Source organism: Pannonibacter phragmitetus DSM 14782, from assembly GCF_000382365.1.
Classification (GTDB): Bacteria; Pseudomonadota; Alphaproteobacteria; order Rhizobiales; family Stappiaceae; genus Pannonibacter; species Pannonibacter phragmitetus.
Window position 1 is genome coordinate 171,017 of the sequence record NZ_KB908215.1, and the last position, 24,590, is coordinate 195,606.

Below are 24,590 nucleotides of genomic sequence, written 5' to 3' on the forward strand. Positions count from 1 at the left end.
TGCCTGTCATTTATCCAGAAAATCAGCACAGCGCGGCGCTTCGCCACTGCCCCAGGGCATGATGGGAACGGTCGAGGTGGAGTTCTTCGGGCTGCCTTCCACCAGCTTGTCGGAATAGACGAGATAGACCAGCACATTGCGCTTGGTGTCGCAGCCGCGCACGATCCGCATCTTCTTGAACAGGAACGACCGGCGCTGGCGGAACACCTCCTCGCCCTGCTCGAAACGCGCCTTGAAGCTGACCGGCCCGACCTGACGGCAGGCGAGCGAAATGTCCGACACCTCCTCGGCAATGCCGAGCCAGCCGTCAATGCCACCCTTTTCCGGGACGGTGAAATGACAGGCGACGCCCTCCACCACCGGATCGTCGATGGCATAGGTTGCAAGCTTGTGGTCAGGCGTGAGGAACTTCCACACGGTGGACTTCTTGAAGATGAGATCCGGCTCTTCTGCCGCGAGAGCCGTGCCTGCTGCCAGCAGAACAGCCAAAAGACCACCTGCGAGCCTTGCGGCCACGCCTCCGTGTCTGATGCTCATGCCCGTTGCCCTTTCCTGTCACGCAGATCAATGTTCCTCTTATGTGGCCGCTCCCGCAGCAATTTTCCATAGCGGGCACAAGCTGCAGCCACAGCCGCACGGGGTGCGCCGCCTGCAAGGCCAGTTTCAGCAGGAGGCTGGCCTTTATGTTTTCCTTATGCGCCCTGACTGACTTCCCAATCGAACCCTGATGCCGTTTGCGGCGATTTTGAGCCGGTCACAACAGGAGACCGGATCATGTCCGACATCATCTTTCTCGCGATTGGCTGCGGCTGCCTGGGGGTGCTTGCGCTCTATGCCCGCGGCCTTGACCGGCTGTGAGGACGAAAGCCATGTTCGAGCTTTTGTCCGGCCTCGCCGTGGTTTGCGGCCTTGGCATCTACCTCGTGGTTACGCTGCTGCGGCCCGAGCGGTTCTGATCCTCTACGGAGCGCACCCATGACCCTTTCTGGCTGGCTGCAGATCGGCCTGTTCTTTCTGGCCGTTCTCGCCATCATCAAGCCTCTCGGGCTTTACATGGCCTATGTCTTTTCAGGCAGGCGCACTTGGCTTTCACCTGTTCTCGGGCCCATCGAGAGCGGCTTCCACAAGGCTTCCGGCATTGATCCGCAGCGGGAACAGGGCTGGCTTGGCTACACGCTTGCCATGCTGACCTTTTCGCTGACGGGCTTCCTTGCCCTTTATGCCATCCTGCGGCTGCAGCACCTGCTGCCGTTCAATCCGCAGGGCTTTTCCGGCATGCCGGCGGACCTTGCCTTCAACACGGCTGCCTCCTTCGTCACCAACACCAACTGGCAGAACTATGGCGGTGAGACCACACTGAGCCACTTCAGCCAGATGGCCGGACTGACGGTGCAGAACTTCCTGTCCGCCGCCACCGGCATGGCGCTGGCTGTCGCCTTCACCCGCGCCTTCGCCCGCTCCAAGGCCAGCACGCTTGGCAACTTCTGGGCCGACATGACCCGGGCGGTGCTTTACATCCTGCTGCCGCTGGCCATCCTCGTGGCCCTCCTCTTCGTTGCCTTGGGCCTGCCGCAGACGCTGAACGGGTCTGCCACGGTGACAACGCTGGAAGGCGCGCAACAGGTGATTGCGCTCGGGCCCGTCGCCAGCCAGGAAGCCATCAAGCAGCTTGGCACGAACGGCGGTGGCTTCTTCAACGTCAACGCCGCCCATCCGTTCGAAAATCCGACGGCCTTCTCCAACTATCTCAACATGTTCGCCATGCTGAGCGTGTCGTCCGCCCTCGTTTATGCCTTTGGCGTGATGGCAGACTGCCGCCGTCAGGCCTGGGCGCTGCTCAGTGCCATGGCGCTGCTGCTGATCGCTGGCGTTGCCGTCATCTACTGGGCCGAAACGCAAGGCAACCCGATCCTGACCGCCCTTGGCGCGGATGCGGCGGGCGGCAACATGGAAGGCAAGGAAGTGCGCTTCGGTCAGGCCATGACCGCGCTCTATGCCGCCGTCACCACGGGCCTTTCCAATGGCGGCGTCAATGGCATGCACGGGTCATTCACCGGCCTTGGCGGGCTGGTGCCGATGTTCCTGATCCAGCTTGGCGAGGTTCTGCCGGGCGGCGTGGGCTCGGGCCTCTATGGCATGCTCGTCTTTGCCCTGCTCTCGGTCTTCGTGGCGGGCCTCATGGTGGGCCGCACACCGGAGTTTCTGGGCAAGAAGATCGACGGGCGCGAGATGAAGTTTGCCATGCTGGCCGTGCTCATCCTGCCGCTGGTGATCCTCGGGTTCACGGCCGTGTCCGCCATGCTGCCCACAGCCCTTGCCAGCCTTGGCACCGGTGGTCCGCACGGCCTGTCGGAGATGCTTTATGCCTATACCTCGGCTGCGGGCAACAATGGCTCGGCCTTCGGCGGGCTCAGTGGCAACACGCCCTGGTACAACACCACCCTCGGGCTCTCCATGCTGCTTGGCCGCTTTGCCTATGCAGTGCCCGTGATGGCGATCGCCGGGTCTTTGGCCGCCAAGGTCAAGGTTCCCGCCTCCTCCGGCACGTTCCCGACTGATGGGCCGCTGTTCACCGGCCTTCTCATCGCCATCATCCTCATTCTCGGCGGTCTGCAGTTCTTCCCGGCTCTCGCCCTCGGTCCCATTGCCGAACACCTGGCGATGCTTGCCGGCCAGACCTTCTGAAAGGGTTATTCCCATGTCCACTGACACAAGGGATGCCAAGGGGCAGAAGCTGCCTCACGGCCCGAACATGCTCTCCCCCGCCATTCTGCTTCCCGCCTTGCGTGATGCGGTCGTGAAGCTGGACCCGCGCCAGCTGGTGCGCAATCCGGTCATCTTCGTCACCGAAGTGGTGGCGGCACTGGTGACCGTGCTGTTCGCCCGTGATCTGGTGCTGGGAGCGGAAGACACCGTCTTCTCCGGCCAGATTGCCGCATGGCTGTGGTTCACGGTGCTTTTCGCCACCTTCGCCGAAGCCGTGGCCGAAGGACGCGGGCGGGCGCAGGCAGACAGCCTGAAGCGCACCAAGTCCGAACTCACCGCCCGGCGGCTGGGGCCGGACGGCGGTACGGAAAGCATCCCCGCCGCCAGCCTTTCCGTAGGTGACGAGGTGCTGGTGGCAGCCGGGGAGCTGATCCCGGGCGATGGCGAGGTGATCGAGGGCGTTGCCACGGTCAACGAAAGCGCCATCACCGGTGAATCGGCCCCTGTCATCCGTGAATCGGGCGGCGACCGCTCGGCGGTGACAGGCGGCACGGAGGTGCTGTCCGACGAGATCCGTGTGCGCATCACGGTCGCCCCGGGCTCCAGTTTCGTGGACCGGATGATCGCCCTCATCGAAGGCGCCCAGCGCCAGAAGACGCCGAACGAAATCGCCCTGTCGATCCTGCTGTCGGGCCTGACGCTGATCTTCCTCTTCGTCTGCACCGCCATCTGGGGCCTTGCCGCCTATTCTGGCGCGGTCATTTCCGTCACCGTGCTGGCAGCCCTGCTGGTCACGCTGATCCCCACCACCATCGGCGGGCTGCTGTCAGCCATCGGCATTGCAGGCATGGACCGGCTGGTGCGCTTCAACGTCATTGCCACCTCGGGCCGTGCGGTTGAGGCCGCAGGCGACGTGGATACGCTGCTGCTCGACAAGACCGGTACAATCACCTTCGGCAACCGCATGGCCAGCGATTTTGCCGCTGCGCCCGGCGTCAGCATTCCCGAACTGGCGGAAGCAGCGCTTCTGGCCAGCCTTTCCGACGAAACTCCCGAAGGCCGCTCCATCGTTGCCCTCGCCACCGGTGACTTCGGCATCGCCCTGCCGCAGGTAACGCCTGATGCCGTCATTGCTTTCTCCGCCGAGACGCGCCTGTCCGGCGTGGACATGGGAGAGCGCCGCCTGCGCAAGGGGGCGGTGGATGCGGTGCTGGCCTTCACAGGCCTCACGGCAGCAACGGCTCCGGCAGAGTTCTCCCGCGCCGTGGACCGGATCGCCCGCAGCGGCGGCACGCCGCTGGCGGTGGCCGATGGCAAGCGGCTGCTCGGCGTCATCCACCTCAAGGACGTGGTCAAGCCCGGCATCAAGGAGCGGTTTGCCGCCCTGCGCGCCATGGGCATCCGCACGGTCATGGTCACCGGCGACAATCCGGTCACAGCCGCTGCAATCGCCTCGGAAGCTGGCGTCGATGACTTTCTGGCCAGCGCTACGCCCGAAGACAAGCTGGCGTATATCCGCCGCGAGCAGCCGGGCGGGCGCCTGATCGCCATGTGCGGCGATGGCACCAACGATGCCCCTGCCCTTGCGCAGGCAGACGTGGGTGTTGCCATGCAGACCGGCACCCAGGCAGCCCGCGAAGCTGCCAACATGGTGGATCTGGACTCCAGCCCCACCAAGCTCATCGAGATCGTGGAGATCGGCAAACAGTTGCTCATGACACGCGGCTCGCTGACCACCTTCTCCATCGCCAATGATGTGGCCAAGTACTTCGCCATCATCCCGGCGCTGTTCATCGCCGCCTATCCGGCACTTGGCAGCCTCAACATCATGGGCCTCGCCTCACCGCGCTCGGCCATCCTGTCTGCGGTGATTTTCAACGCACTGATCATCGTGGCCCTGATCCCGCTGGCGCTGAAGGGCGTTGCCTACCGTCCGGCAGGCGCGGCCTCCCTGCTGCGCCGGAACCTTGCCATCTATGGCCTCGGCGGCCTGATCCTGCCTTTCGCAGGCATCAAGCTGATCGACATGGCCGTCAGCGCCCTCAATCTGGTGTAACCCCATGCTGAACCATCTCAGACCCGCCATCGTGCTCACGCTCGCCATGACCGTCCTGACCGGACTGGCTTATCCGCTCGCCATCACCGGAGCCGCGCAGGTTCTGATGCCTGGGGCAGCCAACGGCAGCCTGATGGAGCGGGACGGGAAGCCCGCAGGCTCGCTCTACATCGGTCAGGCCTTCAGTGATCCGCGCCACTTCTGGTCCCGTCCTTCCGCAACTCCGGACACGCCTTACAACGCAGGCGCCTCGTCCGGCTCGAACCTCGGCACCACATCCGCCGCCCTCAAGGCGCGGGTGGAGGCAGAGGCCGCAAGGCTGACCGCCAGCGGCTTGAGTGCGCCCCTGCCCGCAGACGCTCTTATGGCTTCGGGCTCCGGCCTTGACCCGCATATCTCGCCAGCTTTCGCGCTGGCGCAGGTGCCGCGCGTTGCTCAGGCACGCAGCATTGCCGAAGCGAAGGTCAGAACCCTGCTGCGCGAGCACACCGAAGAGCCGCTGCTTGGCCTGTTCGGAGAACCTCGTGTAAACGTGCTGGCGCTTAATCTGGCGCTCGACAGCCTCAAGGAGTGAGCCGCATGGCCGAGGAAGACCGCAGGCCAGACCCGGATGCCCTGCTTGCCCTTGCAGACAAGGACCGGCGCGGCAAGCTGACGGTCTTCCTCGGGGCAGCCCCGGGCGTCGGCAAGACCTTCGCCATGCTGAGCCGCGCGCAACGCCTCAAAGCCGATGGCATCGAGGTGGCCGTCGGCGTTGTCGAAACCCATGGACGCAGCGAAACCGCCGCCCTTCTGGAAGGGCTTGATGTGCTGCCGCGCAAACGGGTGGCTCACCGCGGGCGGATACTCGAAACCTTTGATCTGGACGGCGCCCTCGCGCGCCGGCCGCGCATTCTGATCGTCGATGAACTGGCCCATTCCAACCCGGAAGGCAGCCGCCACCCGAAGCGCTATCAGGACATCGAGGAACTGACCGGCGCCGGCATCGATGTCTGGACCGCGCTCAACATTCAGCATCTGGAAAGCCTTGCCGATCTGGTGACCCAGATCACCGGCGTTACCGTGCGTGAACGGGTGCCGGATGTGGTGCTGAAACGGGCGGATGAGGTGATCCTTGTCGATCTGACGCCTGCCGAGTTGATCGAGCGCCTGCAAGAGGGCAAGGTCTACCTGCCGGACAACGCCCGCCGCGCGACCGAACGCTTCTTCCGGGTCGGCAACCTCACCGCGCTGCGCGAGCTGGCCTTGCGGCGCACGGCTGGCCGTGTCGATGACCAGATGGTCGACTTTCTCAAGCAGCATGCCATCGAAGGGCCCTGGGCCACGAGCGAAAGGCTGATCGTTTGCGTGGGGCCGGATGATCTTTCGGAGAAGGTCGTCCGGGTGGCCAGCCGCCTCGCCTCCGGCCTCAACGCACCGTGGATGGCGGTTTCGGTGGAGCGCGCCGACCGGGAAGCAGAGACCAGCCCGGATCTGGCCCGCATCGAACATATTCTGCATCTGGCCGAACAACTGGGCGCAGAAACCCGGCGGATCATTGGCACGGATTTCGTTGAGGAAATCCTGCGCCTTGCAAGGCGGGAACATGCCACGCAGATCGTCATCGGCGTGCGCAAGAACCGGGGCTGGCGGCGCTTTTTCACGCCCTCTCTGCCCGAAGCGCTCTCCCGCCGCGCCTCCGGCATTGGCCTGCATCTGGTAACCCCCGAGCGCAAGGAAACACCGCGCCCCATCGCCTGGCGTCCGCGTTTTTCCTGGAAGGACCTGCCGCATGCAGCGGCAACCGCCCTGCTTTTTGCCACAGGCGTCACTGCCTTCGGGCAGATCATCGACCTCTTCGTGCACCTGCCCAACATCTCGCTGCTGTTTCTGCTGGCGGTTCTGGGAGCCGCCGTCACCTCAGGCTATACGGCTGCCCTGCTGGCGGTGATATTTTCGGCGCTCTGCTACAATTTCTTCTTCATCAACCCGCGCCACACCTTCACCATCGCTGCGCCGCACGAGGTGTTTTCGTTCTTCGTGTTCTTTTGCGTGGCCGTGATTGCGGGCGGCTTTGCCTCGCGCATCCGCGAACAGGCGGAAACGGCGCGCAAGCGCGCGACTGCGCTTCAGGCGCTCTATGATTTCTCGCGCAAGCTGTCTGGCACGGAAAAGGCCGAGGATGTGATCTGGGCCTCTGTCTCGCAGTTGCAGGCCAGCCTGAAGCGCAACATCGTCATGCTGGCGCCGGAAAGCGGCGACCTGCGCATTGCCGGCGCATGGCCGCCGGATACGGAGCTGGACGTGACCGCGCTGACAGCTGCCCGCTGGTCGCTGGACAAGGAGGAGCGCGCCGGGCACGGCACCGGCACGCTGCCCAACTGCCGCTTCGAGTTCCGCCCTCTGCTCAGCCCCCACGGACCTGTTGGCGTCTGCGGTGTGGAGCAGACGGGTGAGCGCATCGGCATCAATGAGGAACGGGCGCTGTCGGCCATTCTCGACCAGACAGCCATCGCCATCGACCGGGCCCGCCTGTCGGAAGCCAGCGCCGCCCAGACCGCACGGCAGGAGAGCGAGCGCTACCGCGATGCGCTGCTGTCTTCCATCTCGCATGACCTGCGGACACCTCTGGCAACAATCACCGGCTCTGTCACCAGCCTGCGCCAGCTTGGCCGGCGCATGAGCCCGGAAAGTCAGGATGACCTGCTGCAATCCATCGAGGAGGAAAGCAGCCGCATGAGCCGCTTCGTCGCCAACCTGCTGGACATGACGAGGATCGAGGCCGGCAGCCTTAAGCCCCGGCAGGAATGGCTGGATGTGACCGATGTGATCCAGTCTTCCGTCGAGCGGGCAAGGCGTTACTTCCCCGGCAGGGGGATCGAGACCGGCATTGCGCCGGGTCTGCCACTGATCCGCGGCGACAGCGTGCTGCTGGGTCAGGTGCTGTTCAACCTTCTGGACAACGCCATCAAGTATGGCGGGCAGGAGCCGGTGAACGTCTATGCGCGGCAGGACGGGGAGGACGTGCTCATTTCCGTCACAGATCTGGGCAAGGGTATTCCGCCGGATGATCTGGAGCGGGTGTTCGAGAAGTTCTACCGGCGCGGCAAGGCGGATGGCCGGGCGCCCGGCACCGGGCTTGGCCTTGCCATCGCACGCGGTTTCGTGGATGCCATGGGCGGGCGCATCCATGCCGAAAGCCCGGCCATCCGGCGCAAGGGCACCCGGCTGGTCATGCGCTTTCCCGCCGGTCCCGCACAGGAAGGAAAATTGCCAGAATGACAGGACAATCCTCCGGCGCGCGCATCCTTGTCGTTGACGATGAGCCGCAGATCCAGCGGTTCCTCAAGCCTGCGCTAACGGCTGCGGGCTATGACGTTGTGGAAGCGGCAACCGGCGGCGAGGCGTTGAAGGCGGTGGCCACCGCCGCGCCTGATCTTGTCATCCTTGATCTCGGCCTGCCGGACATGGACGGCAAGGACGTGATCGCCAGCCTGCGCGGCTGGAGCACCCTGCCGATCCTCATCCTCTCCGCCCGCGACCGGGAGAGCGAGAAGATCGCCGCGCTGGATCTGGGCGCCGATGATTACATCGAAAAGCCCTTCGGCATCGGTGAGTTGACCGCCCGCATCCGCACCGCCCTGCGCCACCACGGACAGGCCGAAGCCGTGCCGCAGGTGCTGGAGACGGACGGCCTTGTGATCGATACCATCCGCCGCACTGTCTCTCGTGATGGCAGCGAGATCCGGCTGACACCGAAGGAATATGACCTGCTTGCCCTGCTCTCCCGCCACGCCGGGCGCGTCGTCACCCATCGCATACTGCTGACCTCCGTCTGGGGCCCGGCGCACGGGGATGACCTGCAGTATCTGCGCGTCTTCATCGGCCAATTGCGCCAGAAGATCGAGCGCGACCCCGCCTCCCCCGCCATCCTTCGCACGGAACCCGGCGTCGGCTACCGGCTGATGACCGAAGAATGAGAAGCGTGCGGCTTTTTCTTGCGGGCTCTATGGCCCTTCTCCTGTCTCTCTCCGCGAATGCCCAGCCGCAAAGGCAGCCATTCACGGTGACTGGTCCGGGGGGCGAGGTTCTGGTCGAGGGCTTCGGAGACTGCGGCAGGGCCAACTGTCCGGCGGTCCTGATCCTCAGCGGCAGCCGGGGCTTTGCGGCGCAGGCTTATGATGACCTTGGCAAGACGCTTCAGGCAGCCGGCCTCAATGCCTATCTGGTGCATGTGCTTTCGCAGGCGGATCTTGCCGCCATTGCAGGGGCGAGCGGTGCAAAGGCCCGGATCGCCTATCAGGACCAGCGGCGGGCGGACTGGATGACTTCAGTTCAGGCGGTAGCCCGATTTCTGAAGAACCAGCCCCAGCACGGCGGAAAGACCGCCATTCTCGGCATCTCGCTGGGCGCCCAGACCGCATCGGCAGCCTCTGCCGGCAACGATGCCATAGATGCGCTGGTGCTGGTGGATGGAGGATTTCCCAATGGCTATTCAAAGCCGGTCCAGTCCCTGCCGCCGCTGCTGCTGATCTGGGGCAGCAATGACAAGGTGTTTCCGCTCTCCATTGGCCAGAACCTGCATGAAACGGCGCAAAAGCTCGGCGGGCAGTCGCAATTGGCCGTTTATGAAGACGGTGGCCATGACTTTTTCCTCAAGTCCGGTACACAAGATGCGGTAGAAGCCCACCGGCAGGCAGCAGAATTTCTGGCAGACTATCTCAACAGGTAATCCTGCACATTTGCAGAACTTTCAGCACACTCTCCCTGGACAGAAGCCCCCATGCCCCAGATCCCCATCCGCTGTTTTGCAGTCTCGGTTGTTCTCCTGCGCAGATCATCAGCCGGGGTGGAGGTGCTGCTCATGAGGCGCAACCACACTTTGATTGGCGAATGGTGTCAGATCGCCGGAAGCATTGAAGAGGGCGAAAAGGCCTGGGAGGCCGCATTGCGGGAGGTCCGGGAGGAAACCGGCCTCGCCTGCGAGAAGCTCTATTCCGCAGATATCTGCGAACAGTTCTATGAGGCGGACCGCGATGCCATCAGCATCCTGCCGGTATTCGTGGGATTGGTTGATGCCGGTGCCACAGTGACGCTCAATCATGAGCACAGCGAATTCCGCTGGGTCTCCTTCGAGGCTGCCCTGACCATGGTGCCCTTCGCGGGACAGCGGAAGGTGCTGCGGCACATAGAGGCCGAGTTCGTGCAGCGGGAACCGGTCCGGCACCTGTTGATCCACACACGCGCATAATTGGTGCGAATGAATGGCCGGGAGGTTCGAGTGTATGCTGCCTTCATGTTGAGGATCTCCACAGTGCTGGCTGCCCTCACAGTGATCACCTCTGTGACCGTGGCCTATCTGACGACCGGCAACCCGATGGGTACCGTCAAGGTTACGCTTCTCAGGTCATATGGCGGCACGGCGTTTGACGATCTGGCGAACTTCGAACTCTGGCGCCTTGCAACAGCCCAGCTAGTTCACGCAAAGCAGGCGCACATGCTGCTGAATGCAGCCCTGCTGCTGCTGCTCGGCAATCTGGTCGAGGCCAGAACCGGTGGACTGAAAGCATTTTCGGTCTGGCTGCTGGCAGGTGGAATTGGAACGGCCATCAGCCCGGTCCTGATCGAGGCGCCATGGAACATCGGAACGGGCGCCTCACAGGCAACATTCGCCTTCGCCGGATGCGCAGCGGTACTGGCTCTTTCCGGCACCATCAGAGGGCTGTCTGCATGGGCGCTGATAAGCCTGACACTCCTGACAGGCTTCGGGCTTGACATGATTTACGCCGGATACCCGAAGCCTGGTCACGTCACAGGTTTCTTGCTTGGAGCTTGTATCGGAGCCGTCTGCCGGCCGGCAAGGAACCGGCAGGAAGGCAGTTGGACAGATAAAGGATGAAGACAGACTTGGCGTGGCTGCCTTCAAATTGCAGTGCTTCACGCCGCATCCTCGCTGGCCGCCGCACGGCTGAGGCGGCTGATGGCGATCTGCTCGCGTTCCGCCGTCCAGATCTGCGGCACGTCGATGCCCTTGGCTTCGTCATAGGCGCGGGCGATGTTGAGCGGCATGATCCGGTCGTAGCCCGGCAGCTTGCCGTAGCGCGGGTCCATGGCGTCACGCACGGCATCGTTGGTGGCCTTGAGGTCGAGACCCTGATCCACACAGGCCGCTGCCGAAGCGCGAAGGGTTTCGATGAACTCCTTGGTGCGGGTGATGGCATCATTGACCATCTGCGCCCCGCGCAAGGGGGCGCCGGAGCCAGCAACCAGCGCGTTGCCCTTGAAGGCGCGCAGGCGTTCCAGCGTCTTCACCCAGTCGCCAAGGTGGCCATCGGCCGCATAGGGCACCCCGCCGGGATTGAGCAGATCGCCGGCAAAGATGGTGCCTGAATCCGGCACCCAGACCACGATGTCGCCCATCGTATGCCCTCGCCCCAGATGCATAAGCCGGATCTCGCGCGAGCCGAGCCGCAGCGACAGGGAGGAGGCAAAGGTCAGCCCCGGCCAGACAAGGGAATTGCTGACGGCAGGCGCACCATCAGATGCACGGCGGCGTTCGCATTCGAGGTTGGCCTCGCCCCGCTCTTCAATCAGGCGGCGGGTGAGGTCCGAGGCGAGGATTTCGCCCGGCTCCAGCGCATGCGCTCCAGCGGTGCGCCCCGCGTGGTAATGGGTGAGCACGAGATAGCGCACCGGCTTGCCGCTGATCCGCTCCAGCGCCTCGGTGATGCCCTGCGCTGCCTCGACGCTGGGCGGGGCATCAACCACGAGAATGGCCTCATCGCCGCGCACGGCGCCGATTGTTGGAAAGCCGTCCCGCATCAGGGCGTAGCAGCCGCTGGCCACTTCCGACACGGAAACGGCGGGAATCTTGCCTTCCGGCGCCTTGCTGTCTTCGCTCATGGCGTCCACTTTCGTTCTGGCGGGGCCCTGAGGCCCGCGTTGCTGCCGGGCGCTTGTGGCCCGCCGCGCCGGAGAAATGCGGGAACAGGGCGCAATGCACCTGCCCCTCCCATCACTCACATCTCATCACTTCAAGGTGAGAGTTCAGCGCGGACCGGTTCGATTCGCAAACAATTGCAGACAAATCATGGCAGGTCCTGTTTTTTATCAACAAGAACAGGCGGCCTCCGGGACGGGATTCAGATCTTTGTCAGAAAAGAGGAGGCAAAAAGGCAATATTCGGCCGTGACATCTGTGGCACTACAGCCCGGCCTACGGCGAACCGGCCCATGCCGGAACAGGTGTGGAGAGCCTTGCCTGCCGGACTTCTTTTGGCTTGCTGCAGTGCGGTGGAGCACGTGCGGTTTCAGTTCAGATCAGGGAAAGCCTGACGTGTTAGCTCCCGGCTGGCCCGTTGCTTGCAATGAGCAGACCAAGCCCTGATAGTTGCGTCGGGGAAAGTTGGGAAGCAGGCTTGGCCTGCACACGTGACCGGGCCGCCGGACGGCCGGGTTTGGGGATGGCTGCCACCATGAAGCGCGTAAAGTACAGGCTTCTGGCCCTTTCTGGCCTCATGGCACTTGCCATGGGAGCACCCGCTGCCCTTGCCAGCACCTCGAGCTGCGAGGCTCTCGCGCGCCAGCTTTCCCGTCTTGAGACAGCGGGCACGCCGCCTGGTGCTTCAAAATGGGACGAAGCTGCCGACGCGCAGGCCCGGGCCATCCTGGCGGCGCGGCGCGATGCCGCCCATTACCAGTGCGGCCTCGTGAATGCCAATGCACGCTGCCCTTCCCTTCTCGACAAGATCCAGCGCATGGAGACAAACCTCGCCAAGATCGAACGTCAGCGTTCGAAGGCAGGCAAGGCGAACGCCGGCCGGGGCGGTACCGCTGCGAACCGGGCGGAAATTCTGCGAATCCGCAAGACAATGCAGCGCAACATGTGCGGCACGGGGCGCGGCGCAGAGGACGCTCAGACAAATGCCAAGCTGGCGCCGCAACAGCCGAGAGGACTTCTCACCCGAGCGGCAGGCCAGCCGGACCTTCCGGCTGCGCCGATTGCACCGCTTCAGCCGGGGCGCAAGTCCGTCATGCAGCCCGTGCAGCCGGAGCGCCGTGCGGCCCTGGACGCAGCTCCTCAGAATCCGGAGCGCACCCGCGATGGCCTTGCCTATCCGGCCTATAACTTCCCGCGCAATGCCACCTACCGCACCCTGTGTGTGCGCACCTGCGATGGCTATTTCTTCCCCATCAGCTTCAGCGCCCGGCCGGGCCAGTTCGGTCAGGATGCAGCGGCCTGCAATGCCATGTGCCCGGCTGCGGAAACGGGCCTGTTCGTCTACCGCAATCCGGGCGGCGATCCCGAGGACATGATTTCGCTGGCGGGCGAGCGCTACAGCGAGTTGCCTAACGCCTTCCGCCACCGCAAGGAATATGTGAACGGCTGCAGCTGTCAGGCCGCCCCCTCCGCCCAGCAGGAGGCCGCTGCGCTGACACAGGTCTCAGGAGCCACAGGCGGCATTCTGACCTTGGCCGGAGGCCGTGTGGTAGCCCGGCAAGACGCAGCCAACCCGCAGACCGATGCCATCCGCATGTCGATGCCCCCTGTGAGCGCCGATGACATGCCGCTGGATGCAGACCCGGACACGGCGCTCAACTTGCGCGAAGGGTTTGATGCCTCCAGCCTCGTCACCGCGTCCCTTCCCGCAGCGGATGTGCCGCTTGCAGCAGAGAGCATGCGCCCGTCGCTGCCCGTTCTGGAAAGGACACCAGAGCAAAGCCCCGCTGGGGCAGAGCAAACGCTGAACGGCATGCCGGCCGATCAGCAGGCTGCCTCACCGGAAGCACCTGCGGAGGATGCCAGAGGCGAGGTGCGCGGGCCTGTCAGGAAAGTCGGGCCGCAGTTCTTTCCCGACCGATAAGCGGCAGCAGCGCCTTCATGTCGGGGCCGTGGCCGTGGCCGGTCAGCGCCAGACGCAGCGGCATGAACAGGGTCTTGCCCTTGCGCCCGGTCTTCTCCTTCAAAAGGCCAGTCCAGATGCCCCAGCTTTCGCCATCCAGCGGGCCTTCGGGCAGGAGGGCGAGGGCCTCGGCCAGATAGGCCCGGTCCTCTTCCGCCACCTGCTGCGCATCGGCAGGCAGATCGCCGGAAATGATGGCCCACCAGCCGGCGGCATCGCCGAAGCGTGCGCAGTTTTCCCGCACCGCCAGCCAGAAGGCCTCGCCACCGCCGATGCCAAGCGCAGCAAGGCGCGGCGCGGCTTCTTCGTAGGTCATGGCATGGACGAGCCGGGCATTGAGGCTGTCCAGCTCCTGCGGGTCGAATTTGGCGGATGAGCGGGAGATGCCGGCAAGATCCAGCATACCCGCCAGCGTTTCCATGTCACGCACCGGCTCCACGGCGTGGCTGGTGCCGGTGAGAACGGCCAGCGAGGCAACGGCCATCGGCTCGATGCCAGCTTCCCGCAAAGAGCTGATGGACAGCGCGCCCTTGCGCTTGGACAGCCCCTCCCCGTCCAGCGTGGTCAGGAGGTTGTGGTGAGCAAAACGCGGCAGCGGCGCCCCCAGCGCCTCGAAGATGGCGATCTGCACTGCTGTGTTGGCGACGTGATCCTCGCCGCGGATGACATGGGAGATACCCATGTCTGCGTCGTCCACGACAGACGTAAACGTGTAGAGATAGCTGCCGTCGGCACGCGCGAGAACCGGATCAGACAGGGAGGCAAGGTCAATGGACTGACTGCCACGGCACAGGTCATCCCACGTGACATCCGTGCGGCGCGGGGCCAGCGGGTCGCCGTCATGGTTGGGCAGCAGAAAGCGCCAGTGCGGCTGGCGGCCTTCGGCTTCAAGCTTTGCCTTGTCCTCATCCGTCAACTTCAGGGCAGCGCGGTCATAGACCGGCGGGCGGCCCATCGCACGGGCGCGGGAGCGGCGGCGCTCCAGCTCGTCCGCCGTTTCGTAACAGGGATAGAGCAGCCCGGCCGCCTTCAGCTTTTCCGCCGCCGCGTCATAGAGCGCGATCCGGTCCGACTGGCGCACCATCAAGTCAGGCTTGACGCCGAACCAGGCGAGATCCGCCTCGATGGCATCGGCATATTCCCGGCGCGAGCGCTCCAGATCCGTGTCGTCGAAACGCAGCACAAACTGGCCGCCATTCTTCAGGGCATAAAGCCAGTTGAGAAGCGCGGTACGGCTGTTGCCGAGGTGGATGAGGCCCGTCGGAGAGGGCGCGAAGCGGAGCTTTACGGTCATGCGTTTCCCCTACCCTCAGTCCACCGTGCTGGCAAGATCATCCCGCTTCAGCAGCACACGGGAAGCACTGGCGAGCGCAGCCGTCATCACCACGCAATAGAGCGAGAAGCCGAGGATCTGACCATCATAAGGCACGCCGAAGTCGATCAGCCAGCCCGCCAGCCCCGGCCCGAGTGCAGAGGCAAAGACCATGAAGGCAAAGACGACCGAGCGCACTGCGCCCAGGTGCCGGGTGCCGTAAAGCTCCGGCCAGAGCGCACCGGTGAAGGTGGCAACAAAACCATTGGAGAGGCCGATCAGCGCCATGAAGATGAAAGGTGCATAGGCCGCATGCACCAGCGCCAGAACTGCCGTGCCGCAGGCGAGCGGCACCAGCATGAAAGGCAGGATGCGCCGCGCCGTAAAGCGGTCAATCAGCTGGCCCAGCACCAGCGACGACAGCACCGCCGAAGCAGACATGACGATGAAGGCCATTGCGAAAAGCTCCCTTGTCCAACCGCGCAATTCCACCAGATAGGACTGATGAAACAGCACCGCCGTGACGATGAAAGGCGGAGCCAGTACACCGGCGGAAACAAGATAGAACATCGGATCACGCAACACCTCGGCCCGCGTCCAGTGCCGCCGCTCCACCACCTTCACATCGCTGGCCATGCTCACCGGCACCCGTTCCTTGCGCAGGAGCAGCAGCACGAGCGGCAGCACCACCGCCAGCATGACAGCCACCGCCACCCACCAGCCCTGCCGCCAGCCAAAGGTGGTCATGATGGCAACGAAGGTAACCGGCATGATGGCTTCCGACGCGGGGAAGCCGAGGCCGATCACTGCCACGGCACGGCCGCGCTGCGCATCAAACCAGCGCCCGGCCGCCGTCATGGCAGTGTTGCTCATCATGCCCTGCCCGAAAAGACGCAGCCCATAGAGCGCAATACCGGCCATCCAGATGGAGGTGGCCGACGCCATCAGAGCGCAGAAAAGCCCGAGCATGACCATGACGCCGGCCGCAACCTGCGCCACGGAAAAGCGGTCCAGCACCCGGCCAAGGGTGGGCAGCGTCAGCGCGCTGCCAAGCGTCGCGGCCATGTAGAGCGAGCCGAAGGCGCCGTTGCTGAGGTCCAGCTCCGCCCGCACATCACCTGCGGACAGGGAGATGAAGAAGGTCTGCCCGAAACCGGAAAAGGCGGTCATCAGGAAGGCCGCCCCAAGCCAGCGGGCATTGCCGGAGAGAAAGGCACCATAGGTCTGCGGTTTGCTCATGGCATGCCACCGGCTCCCGCTCACGGCGGGGCCAGCCCTTTCTTCCCGATGAATCAGAGGCTTGCGCGTGGCGGGTCAGCGGTCGCGGAAGCGGTTGGTGATGGGGTAGCGCCGGTCGCGGCCGAAGTTGCGGCGGGTGATCTTGACGCCCGGAGGGGCCTGACGGCGCTTGTATTCGGCGATGTAGAGAAGGTGTTCCACACGTTCGATCGTCGCGCGCTCATAGCCCAGCGCCTCGATCTCGCCAATGGAAAGTTCGTTTTCGACCAGCCCCTGCAGGATGGCATCCAGCACCTCGTAGGGCGGCAGGCTGTCCTGATCGGTCTGGTTCTCGCGCAGCTCCGCCGTGGGGGCCTTGGTGATGACGTGGGCGGGGACCATTTCCCCAGCCACGCCCTTCGCACCTTGCGGCAGATGGGCATTGCGCCAGGCGGCAAGCCGGTAGACCTCGGTCTTGTAGAGGTCCTTGATCGGGTTATAGCCGCCGTTCATGTCGCCATAGAGCGTGGCGTAACCGACCGACATTTCCGACTTGTTGCCCGTGGTCACGACCATGGCGCCGAACTTGTTGGAGATCGCCATGAGAATGACGCCGCGGCTGCGCGACTGCAGGTTCTCTTCCGTGATATCCGGCGTGCGGCCTGCAAAGAGAGGTGCAAGAACTTCGGTAAAGCCGGTCATCGGCGCCTCGATGGGCACGATGTCGTAGCGGATGCCGAGTGCCTTTGCGCTGGCTTCAGCGTCCTTGAGGCTGTCTGATGAGGTGAAGCGATAGGGCATCATCACCCCGTGTACCCGCTCCGGCCCCAGCGCATCCACCGCCATGGCGGCACAGATGGCAGAATCGATGCCGCCCGAAAGGCCGAGCACGACGCCGGGGAAGCGGTTCTTCTCCACATAGTCGCGCAGGCCCATGACGCAGGCGAGCCAGTTGGCTTCGTCCGCATCCGGCAGCTTCGCAAATACACCCGGCTCCGCCCGCCAGACGCCATCCGTCCCCTCGCGCCAATCGCTGATGGTCAGCGCCGTAGTGAACTGGGGCATCTGGAAGGCGAGCGACCGGTCGGCATTGAGCGCAAAGGAGGCGCCGTCGAAGACAAGCTCGTCCTGCCCGCCGGTCTGGTTGCAGTAGACAAGCGGCAGGCCGCTTTCCACCACGCGGGCGACCATGATCTGCAGCCGCTCGTCGGCCTTGTTGGCCCAGTAAGGCGAGCCGTTCGGCACCAGCAGCATCTGCGCGCCGGTTTCCGTCAGGCACTCGACCACTTCATCGGTCCAGGTGTCCTCGCAGATGGGTAGGCCAAGCCTCAGCCCGCGGAAATCCACCGGTCCCGGCAGCGGGCCCTGATCGAAGACGCGCTTTTCATCGAAGACGCCGTAGTTCGGCAGGTCATACTTGAAGCGCAGCGCCTGCACCTTGCCGCCATCCAGCAGCGCTACCGCATTGTAGAGCTTGCCGCCTTCGGTCCAGGGCAGGCCAATGACCATTCCGGGGCCGCCATCTGCGGTCTCTGCCGCGAGGGCTTCCAGCGCGGTGCGGCAGGCGCGCACGAAGGCGGGCTTCAGCACCAGATCTTCCGCCGGATAGCCGGAGAGGAACATTTCGGACAGCAGCACGAGATGCGCCCCCGCCTTTGCCGCCTCCGCACGGGCCTGGCGGGCCAGATCCGCATTACCGGCGATACCGCCGACCGTCGGATTCAGCTGGGCAATGGCAAGGCGAAGGTGGCCGGAAAGGGCCTCGGGGCGGGTGCTTGTGCTCATGGCTTCTGATTTAGCGCGCCCGCGCGGGCCTTGCAATCGGGCTATCACCACTCGTCATGGATAGGCAGAAACGAAAAGGGGCAGACCTGCGGCCCGCCCCTCCTGATGCATGTCACAGCAGCTGCGCTCAGGCGCTGGCTGCAATCTTGTCCGTGCGGGCCTCGCGCTCCTTCTTGAGGTTTTCAGCCACAAGGAAGGCAAGCTCGATCGCCTGATCGGCGTTGAGACGCGGGTCGCAGTGCGTATGGTAGCGGTCACCCAGCTGATCGGCTGTCAGCGCATGCGCGCCGCCGGTGCATTCGGTGACGTTGCGGCCCGTCATTTCGATATGAATGCCGCCGGCATGGGTGCCCTCGGCGCGGTGAACCGCAAAGAAGGCTTCCACTTCCTTCAGGATGCGCTCGAACGGACGGGTCTTGTAGCCGGCTGCGGTGATGGTGTTGCCATGCATCGGATCGCAGGACCAAACAACCGTGCGCCCTTCCCGCTCCACGGCGCGGATCAGCTGCGGCAGGTGATCGAACACCTTGTCCGCGCCGAAACGGCAGATCAGCGTCAGGCGGCCGGCTTCGTTCTCCGGGTTCAGCATGTCGATCAGCTTCAGCAGCCCGTCCGGCGAAAGGGACGGACCGCACTTGAGGCCAATCGGGTTCTTGATGCCGCGGAAGAATTCCACATGGGCATGATCCGGCTGGCGGGTGCGGTCGCCGATCCACAGCATGTGGCCGGAGGTGGCGTACCAGTCGCCCGAGGTGGAATCGACACGGGTGAAGGCCTGCTCGTAGCCGAGCAGCAGCGCCTCGTGGCTGGTGAAGAAATCGGTCGAGCGCAGCTGCGGCACGCTGTCCGGAGACACACCGCAAGCGCGCATGAAGGCCAGCGATTCCGAAATGCGGTCCGCCAGCTCCTGATAGCGGTGCGACTGCGGGCTGTCCTTGACGAAGCCCAGCATCCAGCGGTGCACCTGATCAAGGTTGGCAAAGCCGCCCTGCGCGAAGGCGCGCAGCAGGTTCAGCGTCGCGGCCGACTGACGGTAGGCCATGGACAGGCGGTTCGGATCCGGGATGCGGCTTTCCGGGGTGAAGGCAATGTCGTTGATGATGTCGCCGCGGTAGCTCGGCAGCTCCACGTCGCCCAGCTTCTCGATGTCCGAGGAGCGCGGCTTGGCGAACTGGCCGGCGATGCGGCCCACCTTCACCACCGGCTGGGAGGCCGCATAGGTGAGGACGACGGCCATCTGCAGGAAGACGCGGAAAAAGTCACGGATGTGGTCCGGATGATGCTCTGCGAAGCTCTCCGCACAGTCACCACCCTGCAGAAGGAATGCCCGCCCTGCCGCAACATCCGCAAGCTGGCGCTTCAGAAGACGCGCCTCACCTGCAAAAACCAGCGGCGGATAGGTCGACAGACGCTTTTCCACGTCCGCCAGGGCCTCTTTGTCGGGATAATCCGGCACCTGCAAGATCGGCTTGGATCTCCAGCTGTCCGGTGTCCACTTCTCCGCCATCACACAGTCTCCAATACGGTCCGGCTGCTTTGCCTGCCTTGAGCAAACGGGCGGCAGATCCTGCATCTGCCGTCGGCCCGCTGCCTTCAAAAGAACGGGCGCCGGAACTTCCTCACATCACGTGCTGCAAACGTCTCCCCCCGAAGGACAAGAAACGTGCGGCCTTATACACGGGTTGACGGCTCAAGACTACAGTCCAGGACAGTATCCCGCCAGCAATCCGGACGACCGTGGCTCAGGTGCCGCAATGCAAGGCAGGCCGATGCCCGCCTGCCCGGCCTGCCGGAACGGCAGGCACGGTCTCCATGACGGCTCCATCGTAAAAATACGGAGGAATGACAAGAAGAAGAACGCAGACCCAAATCTGGGAGGCAAAGAACCCAAATATCCTTGATGAACTTAAGGGGCTGTTTCCTATTATACCCTACAGCATTTTTACAGGTATGTTGTGGCCTGCTAATACTTGCGCAGGCCATCCGCATGGCGCGGACCATCAGATCCAGAAAGGATTGGCAGCGTGTCATCCGTGGCAGGCATTGGGAAGAACCCGGCAGGACGCTGGAGTCTGACGTATCAAGTCTATTTTCTCGCTTCGCTCCTCATGGTGCTGGCAACAGCATCCCTGCTTTACGTTGGCTACATCGCCTCCCGGGCAGCCGACGAGCAAGCTGTGCGGAACGAAATGCGTCTGATCGAAAGTGCGCTTCACGACCGCCAGCGGCTGATGGCAAGGGACCAGATGACCCTTGCCCGCTGGGACCGGGCAGTGGCCAACATCTCGGTCAAGTTCAACCCGGCCTTTGTCCGCTACGAACTGCTTGACTCCCTCTGGTATGACTTCGGGCACGAACGGGCTTTTCTGGTTGATCCGCAAGGCGCATTGCTGGCAGAATCACGCAGAGAGGTCTCCCGCATCGGCCGCAAGAGCCTGCCGCCGTCTTCCGTGCTTCTGACAGTGTCTCAGGCTGCTGTACGCAAGTACGAAGGGCTGCGCAGCCTCTCGGGGGCGGGGCTCGGCCGCAGCGGACCGCCCGCCATCGACGATATGGCCACCTTCACATATGTCCTGCTCGACCAGACGCCGACATTCATCAGCGCCATGCCGATTGTGCCGGATGACGGAGCCGTGACGCAGCCTCCCGGACCGCCAGTCATCCTGATGTCCGCCCGCCTGATCGACGAAGGCTTCACCGCCGACATCAATTCGCAGCTCGCCTTCCGCGACATGAAGTTTGTGCCAGGAGAGGTGCCGCCTGCCGGGAGCACGAACTGGCCTATCAAGTCACCAGACGGCACGGTCATCGGCCATTTCCAATGGACCAGCGAAACGCCGGGCGAGCATGTCTGGCGCATGATCCTGCCGTCCATCCTGCTGCTTTGGGTCATGCTGGCCGGCTCCGCCTTTGCCGTATCGCGCAAGGTGGGAACCCTCACCCGTTCACTGGAACAGCGGGAACAGGAGTTTGCCTATCTGGCCGACCATGATCAGCTCACGGGGCTCGCCAACCGGCGGCAAATCAGTGGCATTCTTGCAAATGCCATATCGGGCCTGCCGGACAAACCCTTCGCCCTGATCGGCTGTGACCTGGACCGCTTCAAGCAGATCAATGACACCTATGGTCATGCAGCGGGTGACGAAGTTCTCGCGACCGTCGCCCGCCGGATTGAGGCCGCTGTTGGCGATGCTGGCGTTGCCGGCCGCATGGGCGGCGACGAGTTCGTGATCGTTGTGATTGAATTCGCCGACATCGACCAGCTGGCCGCTCTGGGCCGCCGGATCATGGCCGCACTGGACGAGAAGATCCCGATGCCGAATGGCATCCATGCCGAACTCGGCGTCAGCCTCGGCATTGCCATCGCGCCCATTGACGGCAGCACGGATGAGGCCTTGCTCGCAGCGGCAGATGCAGCCCTTTACGCCGCCAAATCCGCACGTGACGGCACGCTCGTCTTTGCTGCGAGCCTGCCGCGCGCAGAGGATATTGTGCCAGGTACGGACGCCGGCACAAGCACGATACCGGCTGCCGTTCCAGTGAGATCCCCTCTCGCCATCGGCGATGGGGTGACTGTCGTCAAGCGCCCGCCGAAAGGGCGCGGGCACTGAGCATTTTCAAGGCGTGATGCGTCAGCATCGAAAGCCTTGGTATGAGACAGCAGTAACAGCACGTCATTCAGCCCCGGCACATCACCCACATCGAAGGCTAAAGGGCAGAGCCACCCGTTCCCGGTGCAACTTGCGCATCTGGAACGGGTGGCCCTGTCCTGTTTCACATCATATCTGCCAGTTTCAGCCGCGCAGCCGTTCTGTTGGCTCGCGCATGGTCACCAGTTCCTCTGCAGCCGTCGGGTGCACTGCGACCGTGCGGTCGAAGTCGGCCTTGGTTGCCCCCATCTGCAGCGTGATGCCAAGCACCTGCGCCAGTTCGCCGGCATCCGGCCCCAGGATATGGGCGCCCAGCACCTTGTCCGTATCCGCATCGACGATCAGCTTCATGACCATCTTCTCGTCACGGCCCGAAAGGGTGTGCTTCATGGGGCGGAAGCTGGTCTTGTAGATGTCGAGATTTGGCGTGCGCTTCAGGGCCTCTTCCTGAGTCAGGCCAACCGTTCCCATCTCGGGCTGCGAGAAGACGGCCGTCGCAATGAGGCTGTGGTCCACCGTCCACGGCTTGCCGCCGAAGATAGTGTCAGCGAAAGCATGCCCCTCGCGGATGGCAACCGGGGTCAGGTTGGCCCGGTTGGTCACGTCGCCCACGGCATAGATCGAGGGAACGGAGGTGCGTGAGGTTTCATCGACGCGGATTGCCCCGTCCTCTCCCACTTCCACGCCTGCCTTCTCCAGACCAAGACCGGCAATGTTCGGACGGCGGCCGATGGCAAAAAGGATCTGGTCAGCAGGCAGCGCCTTGCCGCCCTTGGTGTGGCCCGTCAGCTTGCCGTCTGCATCCTTCTCGATTGCGGAGAACGTGTCGCCGCAAATGATCTTGATGCCTTTCTTCTCCATCTCTTCATGCACGGCCTTGCGCAGATCATTGTCAAAGCCGCGCAGGATTTCCTCGCCGCGGTAGATCAATGTCGTCTCGGCGCCGAGGCCGTTGAAGATGCCGGCGAATTCCACGGCGATGTAGCCGCCGCCGGCGACAATCACCTGCCTCGGCATTTCGGACAGATGGAAGGCCTCGTTGGAGGTGATCACGTGCTCGCAGCCCGGCAGCGAGGGATCGACATTCGGCGTGCCGCCCGTTGCGATCAGAATGTAGCGGGCAGTGATGACCTGATCCGTTGAGAGCAGCCGCACGCTGTTGGGGCCCTCAATGACGGCGCGGCTGTCGAACAGCTCCACGCCGGTCCGGTCAAGGTTGCGCCGGTAAATCCCTTCCAGCCGCGTGATTTCCTTGTCCTTGGCTTCGATCAGGGTCTGCCAGGAGAAGCTGCGCTCGCCGACCGTCCAGCCAAAGCCCGCGGCGTCCTCGAACTCCTCGGAGAACTTGGAGGCATAGACGAACAGCTTCTTCGGCACGCAGCCACGGATGACACACGTTCCGCCGTATCTGTATTCCTCGGCGATCGCGACGCGCGCACCGTGGGTGGCAGCAATCCGTGCAGCCCGCACACCGCCGGAGCCGCCGCCAATGACGAACAGATCGTAGTTGAACTCGCTCATCCTGTGAGATCCTTCAGGTCACATCCAAAAACAAACGGCCCCGTCTCCGGGGCCGCTGGTAAGCCGGGGCCGCTTACGGCTTGATCAGGCCACGCTTCTCAAGTTCGCCGCGCACCTGCACGACCATTTCCTGAGACAGCTTGTCCTGCCACTGGCGTGCGGCGCCGATCGACAGCGCGCTGATTTCCGGCGACAGCTGGGTCAGCTTCTTGCCGGTCGGGCTTTCATAGAAGTTTGCAATCTCGGTCAGTTCTTCTTCGCTCAGGCGGCGGGCCCAGACTTCAAAGACCATCTTGTTCAGCTCGGGACGCTCGTCCGTCATCTTGAGAGCGACTTCGGTCACCACTTCATCGAGCACACCGGTCAGGGATGGATCGGCCTGAATGAAGATGCCCGTGGTCCGCTCCGCCAGCTCGGGAATGATGGCATCAAAGGCGGACAGAGCGTCCGTTGCGAGCACGGCGCGGCGCGCGGCGGCAAGATGGCTTTCGGTCAGGTCCTGCGCCATGACGGCCGGTGCAAAGGCGAGACCGGCAACCACGACCCCTGCGGAAAAGAGGGCTTTGAGATTCATGTGCAAACTCCAGCGTGCATTGTCTGTGCCCGGCTGCGGCAGGTGCCGCGGCCAGTGCTTCAATCTTTGATTATAACGTCCACACCCTGCGGCCCGGCCACATAAGCCTTGGCCGCCAGCCCGATGAACAGGCCCGTCTCGACGACACCGGGTATGAGGTTCAGGTCAGCGGCCAATTTCGCAGCATCCGGAATGGCTCCAAGCGAGGCATCCAGGATGTAGTGACCACCATCTGTGACAAAAGGATGGTCTTCGCCGCCGCGCAGCGAGACTTCGCCAGTCAGTCCGTGGCCATCAAGCACGGCGCGCACAGCAATGCGGGTGGCACCAAGGCCAAAGGGCACGACTTCGACCGGCAGCGGGAACCTGCCCAGCCGCTCCACCAGTTTGCCGCTGTCCGCGATAACAATCATCTTGCCGGAGGCAGCCGCGACGATCTTCTCACGAAGCAACGCACCGCCACCGCCCTTGATGAGGGCCATGTCCGGATCAATCTCGTCTGCGCCGTCAACGGTCACGTCGAGCACGGGCATGTCTTCGAGCGTGGAAAGCGGGATCCCCTCCTCGCGGGCCAGTGCAGCGGTGCGCTCCGAAGTCGGCACGCCAGTCACATTGAGCCCGGCGCGGACAGCCTTCCCAAGAGCGCGAACGAAATGCTCTGCAGTTGAACCCGTGCCAATGCCGACCTTCATGCCGTCACGGATTTCTTCCATAGCCCGCTCGGCGGCCTGGCGCTTGAACTCGTCGCTCATCCTGTCCCTTCCGGCAATCGTTGAAAGACCCATGGGCGGCGGCAGGAAGAGGCATTCCTGACGGCGCCCCCGGCCGAAGCCGCATGTTGTGCGCGTGATTAGCATGCCGGATTGCGCAGGGCAAAGCCGAAGTCT

The 24,590-nt window shown here is 63.8% G+C and carries 20 protein-coding genes; 11 read left to right on the forward strand and 9 right to left on the reverse strand.

Translation table 11 applies throughout. The annotated features are described in order from the left end of the window. Nucleotides 1-6: 6 nt before the first annotated feature. Nucleotides 7-537 (reverse strand): CreA family protein, encoded by a 531-nt coding sequence (locus H163_RS0100845; RefSeq protein WP_019962643.1) that lies wholly within the window; start codon nucleotides 535-537, stop codon nucleotides 7-9. 317 nt (nucleotides 538-854) lie between these two features. Here H163_RS0100845 and kdpF point away from each other — a divergent pair, with 317 nt between their 5' ends. From kdpF to H163_RS21875, 9 genes are all read left to right on the forward strand, one after another. After that, nucleotides 855-956: a K(+)-transporting ATPase subunit F gene (gene kdpF / locus H163_RS23860; protein WP_197717589.1), complete on the forward strand. Its 102-nt coding sequence runs from the start codon at nucleotides 855-857 to the stop codon at nucleotides 954-956. A gap of 19 nt (nucleotides 957-975) precedes the next feature. Next, complete coding sequence (gene kdpA / locus H163_RS0100860; RefSeq protein WP_019962644.1) at nucleotides 976-2,685, forward strand: potassium-transporting ATPase subunit KdpA; 1,710 nt, start codon at nucleotides 976-978, stop codon at nucleotides 2,683-2,685. 13 nt (nucleotides 2,686-2,698) lie between these two features. Next, entirely contained in the window at nucleotides 2,699-4,762 is a 2,064-nt protein-coding gene (gene kdpB / locus H163_RS0100865) for a potassium-transporting ATPase subunit KdpB (protein WP_019962645.1), read from the forward strand. Between the two features lie 4 nt (nucleotides 4,763-4,766). After that, on the forward strand, nucleotides 4,767-5,336 hold the full coding sequence (gene kdpC / locus H163_RS0100870) for a potassium-transporting ATPase subunit KdpC (RefSeq protein ID WP_019962646.1): 570 nt from the start codon (nucleotides 4,767-4,769) through the stop codon (nucleotides 5,334-5,336). A gap of 5 nt (nucleotides 5,337-5,341) precedes the next feature. After that, nucleotides 5,342-8,023, forward strand: coding sequence for a sensor histidine kinase (locus H163_RS0100875; protein ID WP_019962647.1), 2,682 nt, complete (start codon nucleotides 5,342-5,344; stop codon nucleotides 8,021-8,023). After that, nucleotides 8,020-8,721 carry a response regulator gene (locus H163_RS0100880; protein ID WP_019962648.1) on the forward strand — a complete coding sequence of 234 codons (702 nt, stop codon included), beginning with the start codon at nucleotides 8,020-8,022 and terminating at the stop codon, nucleotides 8,719-8,721. The genes H163_RS0100875 and H163_RS0100880 overlap by 4 nt, the downstream gene beginning before the upstream one ends. A gap of 86 nt (nucleotides 8,722-8,807) precedes the next feature. Beyond that, nucleotides 8,808-9,473 (forward strand): dienelactone hydrolase family protein, encoded by a 666-nt coding sequence (locus tag H163_RS0100885; RefSeq protein ID WP_244296071.1) that lies wholly within the window; start codon nucleotides 8,808-8,810, stop codon nucleotides 9,471-9,473. A gap of 51 nt (nucleotides 9,474-9,524) precedes the next feature. Further along, the gene (locus tag H163_RS0100890) at nucleotides 9,525-9,992 is read left to right on the forward strand and encodes an NUDIX hydrolase (RefSeq protein WP_019962650.1); all 468 of its coding nucleotides are present in this window, start codon (nucleotides 9,525-9,527) and stop codon (nucleotides 9,990-9,992) included. A 30-nt stretch (nucleotides 9,993-10,022) separates the two neighbouring features. Further along, on the forward strand, nucleotides 10,023-10,640 hold the full coding sequence (locus tag H163_RS21875; protein ID WP_019962651.1) for a rhomboid family intramembrane serine protease: 618 nt from the start codon (nucleotides 10,023-10,025) through the stop codon (nucleotides 10,638-10,640). A 38-nt stretch (nucleotides 10,641-10,678) separates the two neighbouring features. On the opposite strand, the gene H163_RS0100900 is transcribed toward H163_RS21875, so the two are convergent. Continuing rightward, nucleotides 10,679-11,644: an MBL fold metallo-hydrolase gene (locus H163_RS0100900; RefSeq protein ID WP_019962652.1), complete on the reverse strand. Its 966-nt coding sequence runs from the start codon at nucleotides 11,642-11,644 to the stop codon at nucleotides 10,679-10,681. Between the two features lie 571 nt (nucleotides 11,645-12,215). Here H163_RS0100900 and H163_RS0100905 point away from each other — a divergent pair. After that, the gene (locus tag H163_RS0100905) at nucleotides 12,216-13,604 is read left to right on the forward strand and encodes a DUF2865 domain-containing protein (RefSeq protein WP_160118253.1); all 1,389 of its coding nucleotides are present in this window, start codon (nucleotides 12,216-12,218) and stop codon (nucleotides 13,602-13,604) included. Here the strand turns inward: H163_RS0100905 and gltX are convergent. The 4 genes from gltX to H163_RS0100925 all read right to left on the reverse strand — a co-directional run bounded on the left by gltX (nucleotide 13,567) and on the right by H163_RS0100925 (nucleotide 19,465). Next, complete coding sequence (gene gltX / locus H163_RS0100910; protein ID WP_019962654.1) at nucleotides 13,567-14,937, reverse strand: glutamate--tRNA ligase; 1,371 nt, start codon at nucleotides 14,935-14,937, stop codon at nucleotides 13,567-13,569. The two genes, H163_RS0100905 and gltX, sit on opposite strands and share 38 nt — an antisense overlap. A gap of 15 nt (nucleotides 14,938-14,952) precedes the next feature. Beyond that, entirely contained in the window at nucleotides 14,953-16,194 is a 1,242-nt protein-coding gene (locus tag H163_RS0100915; RefSeq protein ID WP_019962655.1) for an MFS transporter, read from the reverse strand. 75 nt (nucleotides 16,195-16,269) lie between these two features. Next, the gene (locus tag H163_RS0100920) at nucleotides 16,270-17,958 is read right to left on the reverse strand and encodes an NAD+ synthase (RefSeq protein ID WP_019962656.1); all 1,689 of its coding nucleotides are present in this window, start codon (nucleotides 17,956-17,958) and stop codon (nucleotides 16,270-16,272) included. A gap of 127 nt (nucleotides 17,959-18,085) precedes the next feature. Then, complete coding sequence (locus H163_RS0100925) at nucleotides 18,086-19,465, reverse strand: class II 3-deoxy-7-phosphoheptulonate synthase (RefSeq protein ID WP_026355309.1); 1,380 nt, start codon at nucleotides 19,463-19,465, stop codon at nucleotides 18,086-18,088. 526 nt (nucleotides 19,466-19,991) lie between these two features. Here H163_RS0100925 and H163_RS0100930 point away from each other — a divergent pair. Continuing rightward, nucleotides 19,992-21,569, forward strand: coding sequence for a diguanylate cyclase domain-containing protein (locus H163_RS0100930; RefSeq protein ID WP_147290403.1), 1,578 nt, complete (start codon nucleotides 19,992-19,994; stop codon nucleotides 21,567-21,569). 183 nt (nucleotides 21,570-21,752) lie between these two features. Here the strand turns inward: H163_RS0100930 and gor are convergent, their stop codons facing one another. The 3 genes from gor to rpiA form a co-directional block, all read right to left on the reverse strand. Beyond that, on the reverse strand, nucleotides 21,753-23,129 hold the full coding sequence (gene gor, locus H163_RS0100935; RefSeq protein WP_019962659.1) for a glutathione-disulfide reductase: 1,377 nt from the start codon (nucleotides 23,127-23,129) through the stop codon (nucleotides 21,753-21,755). A 73-nt stretch (nucleotides 23,130-23,202) separates the two neighbouring features. Further along, nucleotides 23,203-23,703, reverse strand: coding sequence for a DUF2059 domain-containing protein (locus tag H163_RS0100940; protein WP_019962660.1), 501 nt, complete (start codon nucleotides 23,701-23,703; stop codon nucleotides 23,203-23,205). A gap of 59 nt (nucleotides 23,704-23,762) precedes the next feature. Beyond that, the gene (gene rpiA / locus H163_RS0100945) at nucleotides 23,763-24,455 is read right to left on the reverse strand and encodes a ribose-5-phosphate isomerase RpiA (protein WP_019962661.1); all 693 of its coding nucleotides are present in this window, start codon (nucleotides 24,453-24,455) and stop codon (nucleotides 23,763-23,765) included. Between the last annotated feature and the right edge of the window lie 135 nt (nucleotides 24,456-24,590).

Excerpts from the sequence above, each read along its gene's own strand:
- H163_RS0100845 (WP_019962643.1), bottom strand. The coding sequence starts at position 537 with ATGAGCATCAGACACGGAGGCGTGGCCGCAAGGCTCGCAGGTGGTCTT.
- kdpA (WP_019962644.1), top strand. The coding sequence starts at position 976 with ATGACCCTTTCTGGCTGGCTGCAGATCGGCCTGTTCTTTCTGGCCGTT.
- kdpB (WP_019962645.1), top strand. The coding sequence starts at position 2,699 with ATGTCCACTGACACAAGGGATGCCAAGGGGCAGAAGCTGCCTCACGGC.
- kdpC (WP_019962646.1), top strand. The coding sequence starts at position 4,767 with ATGCTGAACCATCTCAGACCCGCCATCGTGCTCACGCTCGCCATGACC.
- H163_RS0100875 (WP_019962647.1), top strand. The coding sequence starts at position 5,342 with ATGGCCGAGGAAGACCGCAGGCCAGACCCGGATGCCCTGCTTGCCCTT.
- H163_RS0100880 (WP_019962648.1), top strand. The coding sequence starts at position 8,020 with ATGACAGGACAATCCTCCGGCGCGCGCATCCTTGTCGTTGACGATGAG.
- H163_RS0100890 (WP_019962650.1), top strand. The coding sequence starts at position 9,525 with ATGCCCCAGATCCCCATCCGCTGTTTTGCAGTCTCGGTTGTTCTCCTG.
- H163_RS0100900 (WP_019962652.1), bottom strand. The coding sequence starts at position 11,644 with ATGAGCGAAGACAGCAAGGCGCCGGAAGGCAAGATTCCCGCCGTTTCC.
- H163_RS0100905 (WP_160118253.1), top strand. The coding sequence starts at position 12,216 with ATGAAGCGCGTAAAGTACAGGCTTCTGGCCCTTTCTGGCCTCATGGCA.
- gltX (WP_019962654.1), bottom strand. The coding sequence starts at position 14,937 with ATGACCGTAAAGCTCCGCTTCGCGCCCTCTCCGACGGGCCTCATCCAC.
- H163_RS0100915 (WP_019962655.1), bottom strand. The coding sequence starts at position 16,194 with ATGAGCAAACCGCAGACCTATGGTGCCTTTCTCTCCGGCAATGCCCGC.
- H163_RS0100920 (WP_019962656.1), bottom strand. The coding sequence starts at position 17,958 with ATGAGCACAAGCACCCGCCCCGAGGCCCTTTCCGGCCACCTTCGCCTT.
- H163_RS0100925 (WP_026355309.1), bottom strand. The coding sequence starts at position 19,465 with ATGGCGGAGAAGTGGACACCGGACAGCTGGAGATCCAAGCCGATCTTG.
- gor (WP_019962659.1), bottom strand. The coding sequence starts at position 23,129 with ATGAGCGAGTTCAACTACGATCTGTTCGTCATTGGCGGCGGCTCCGGC.
- H163_RS0100940 (WP_019962660.1), bottom strand. The coding sequence starts at position 23,703 with ATGAATCTCAAAGCCCTCTTTTCCGCAGGGGTCGTGGTTGCCGGTCTC.
- rpiA (WP_019962661.1), bottom strand. The coding sequence starts at position 24,455 with ATGAGCGACGAGTTCAAGCGCCAGGCCGCCGAGCGGGCTATGGAAGAA.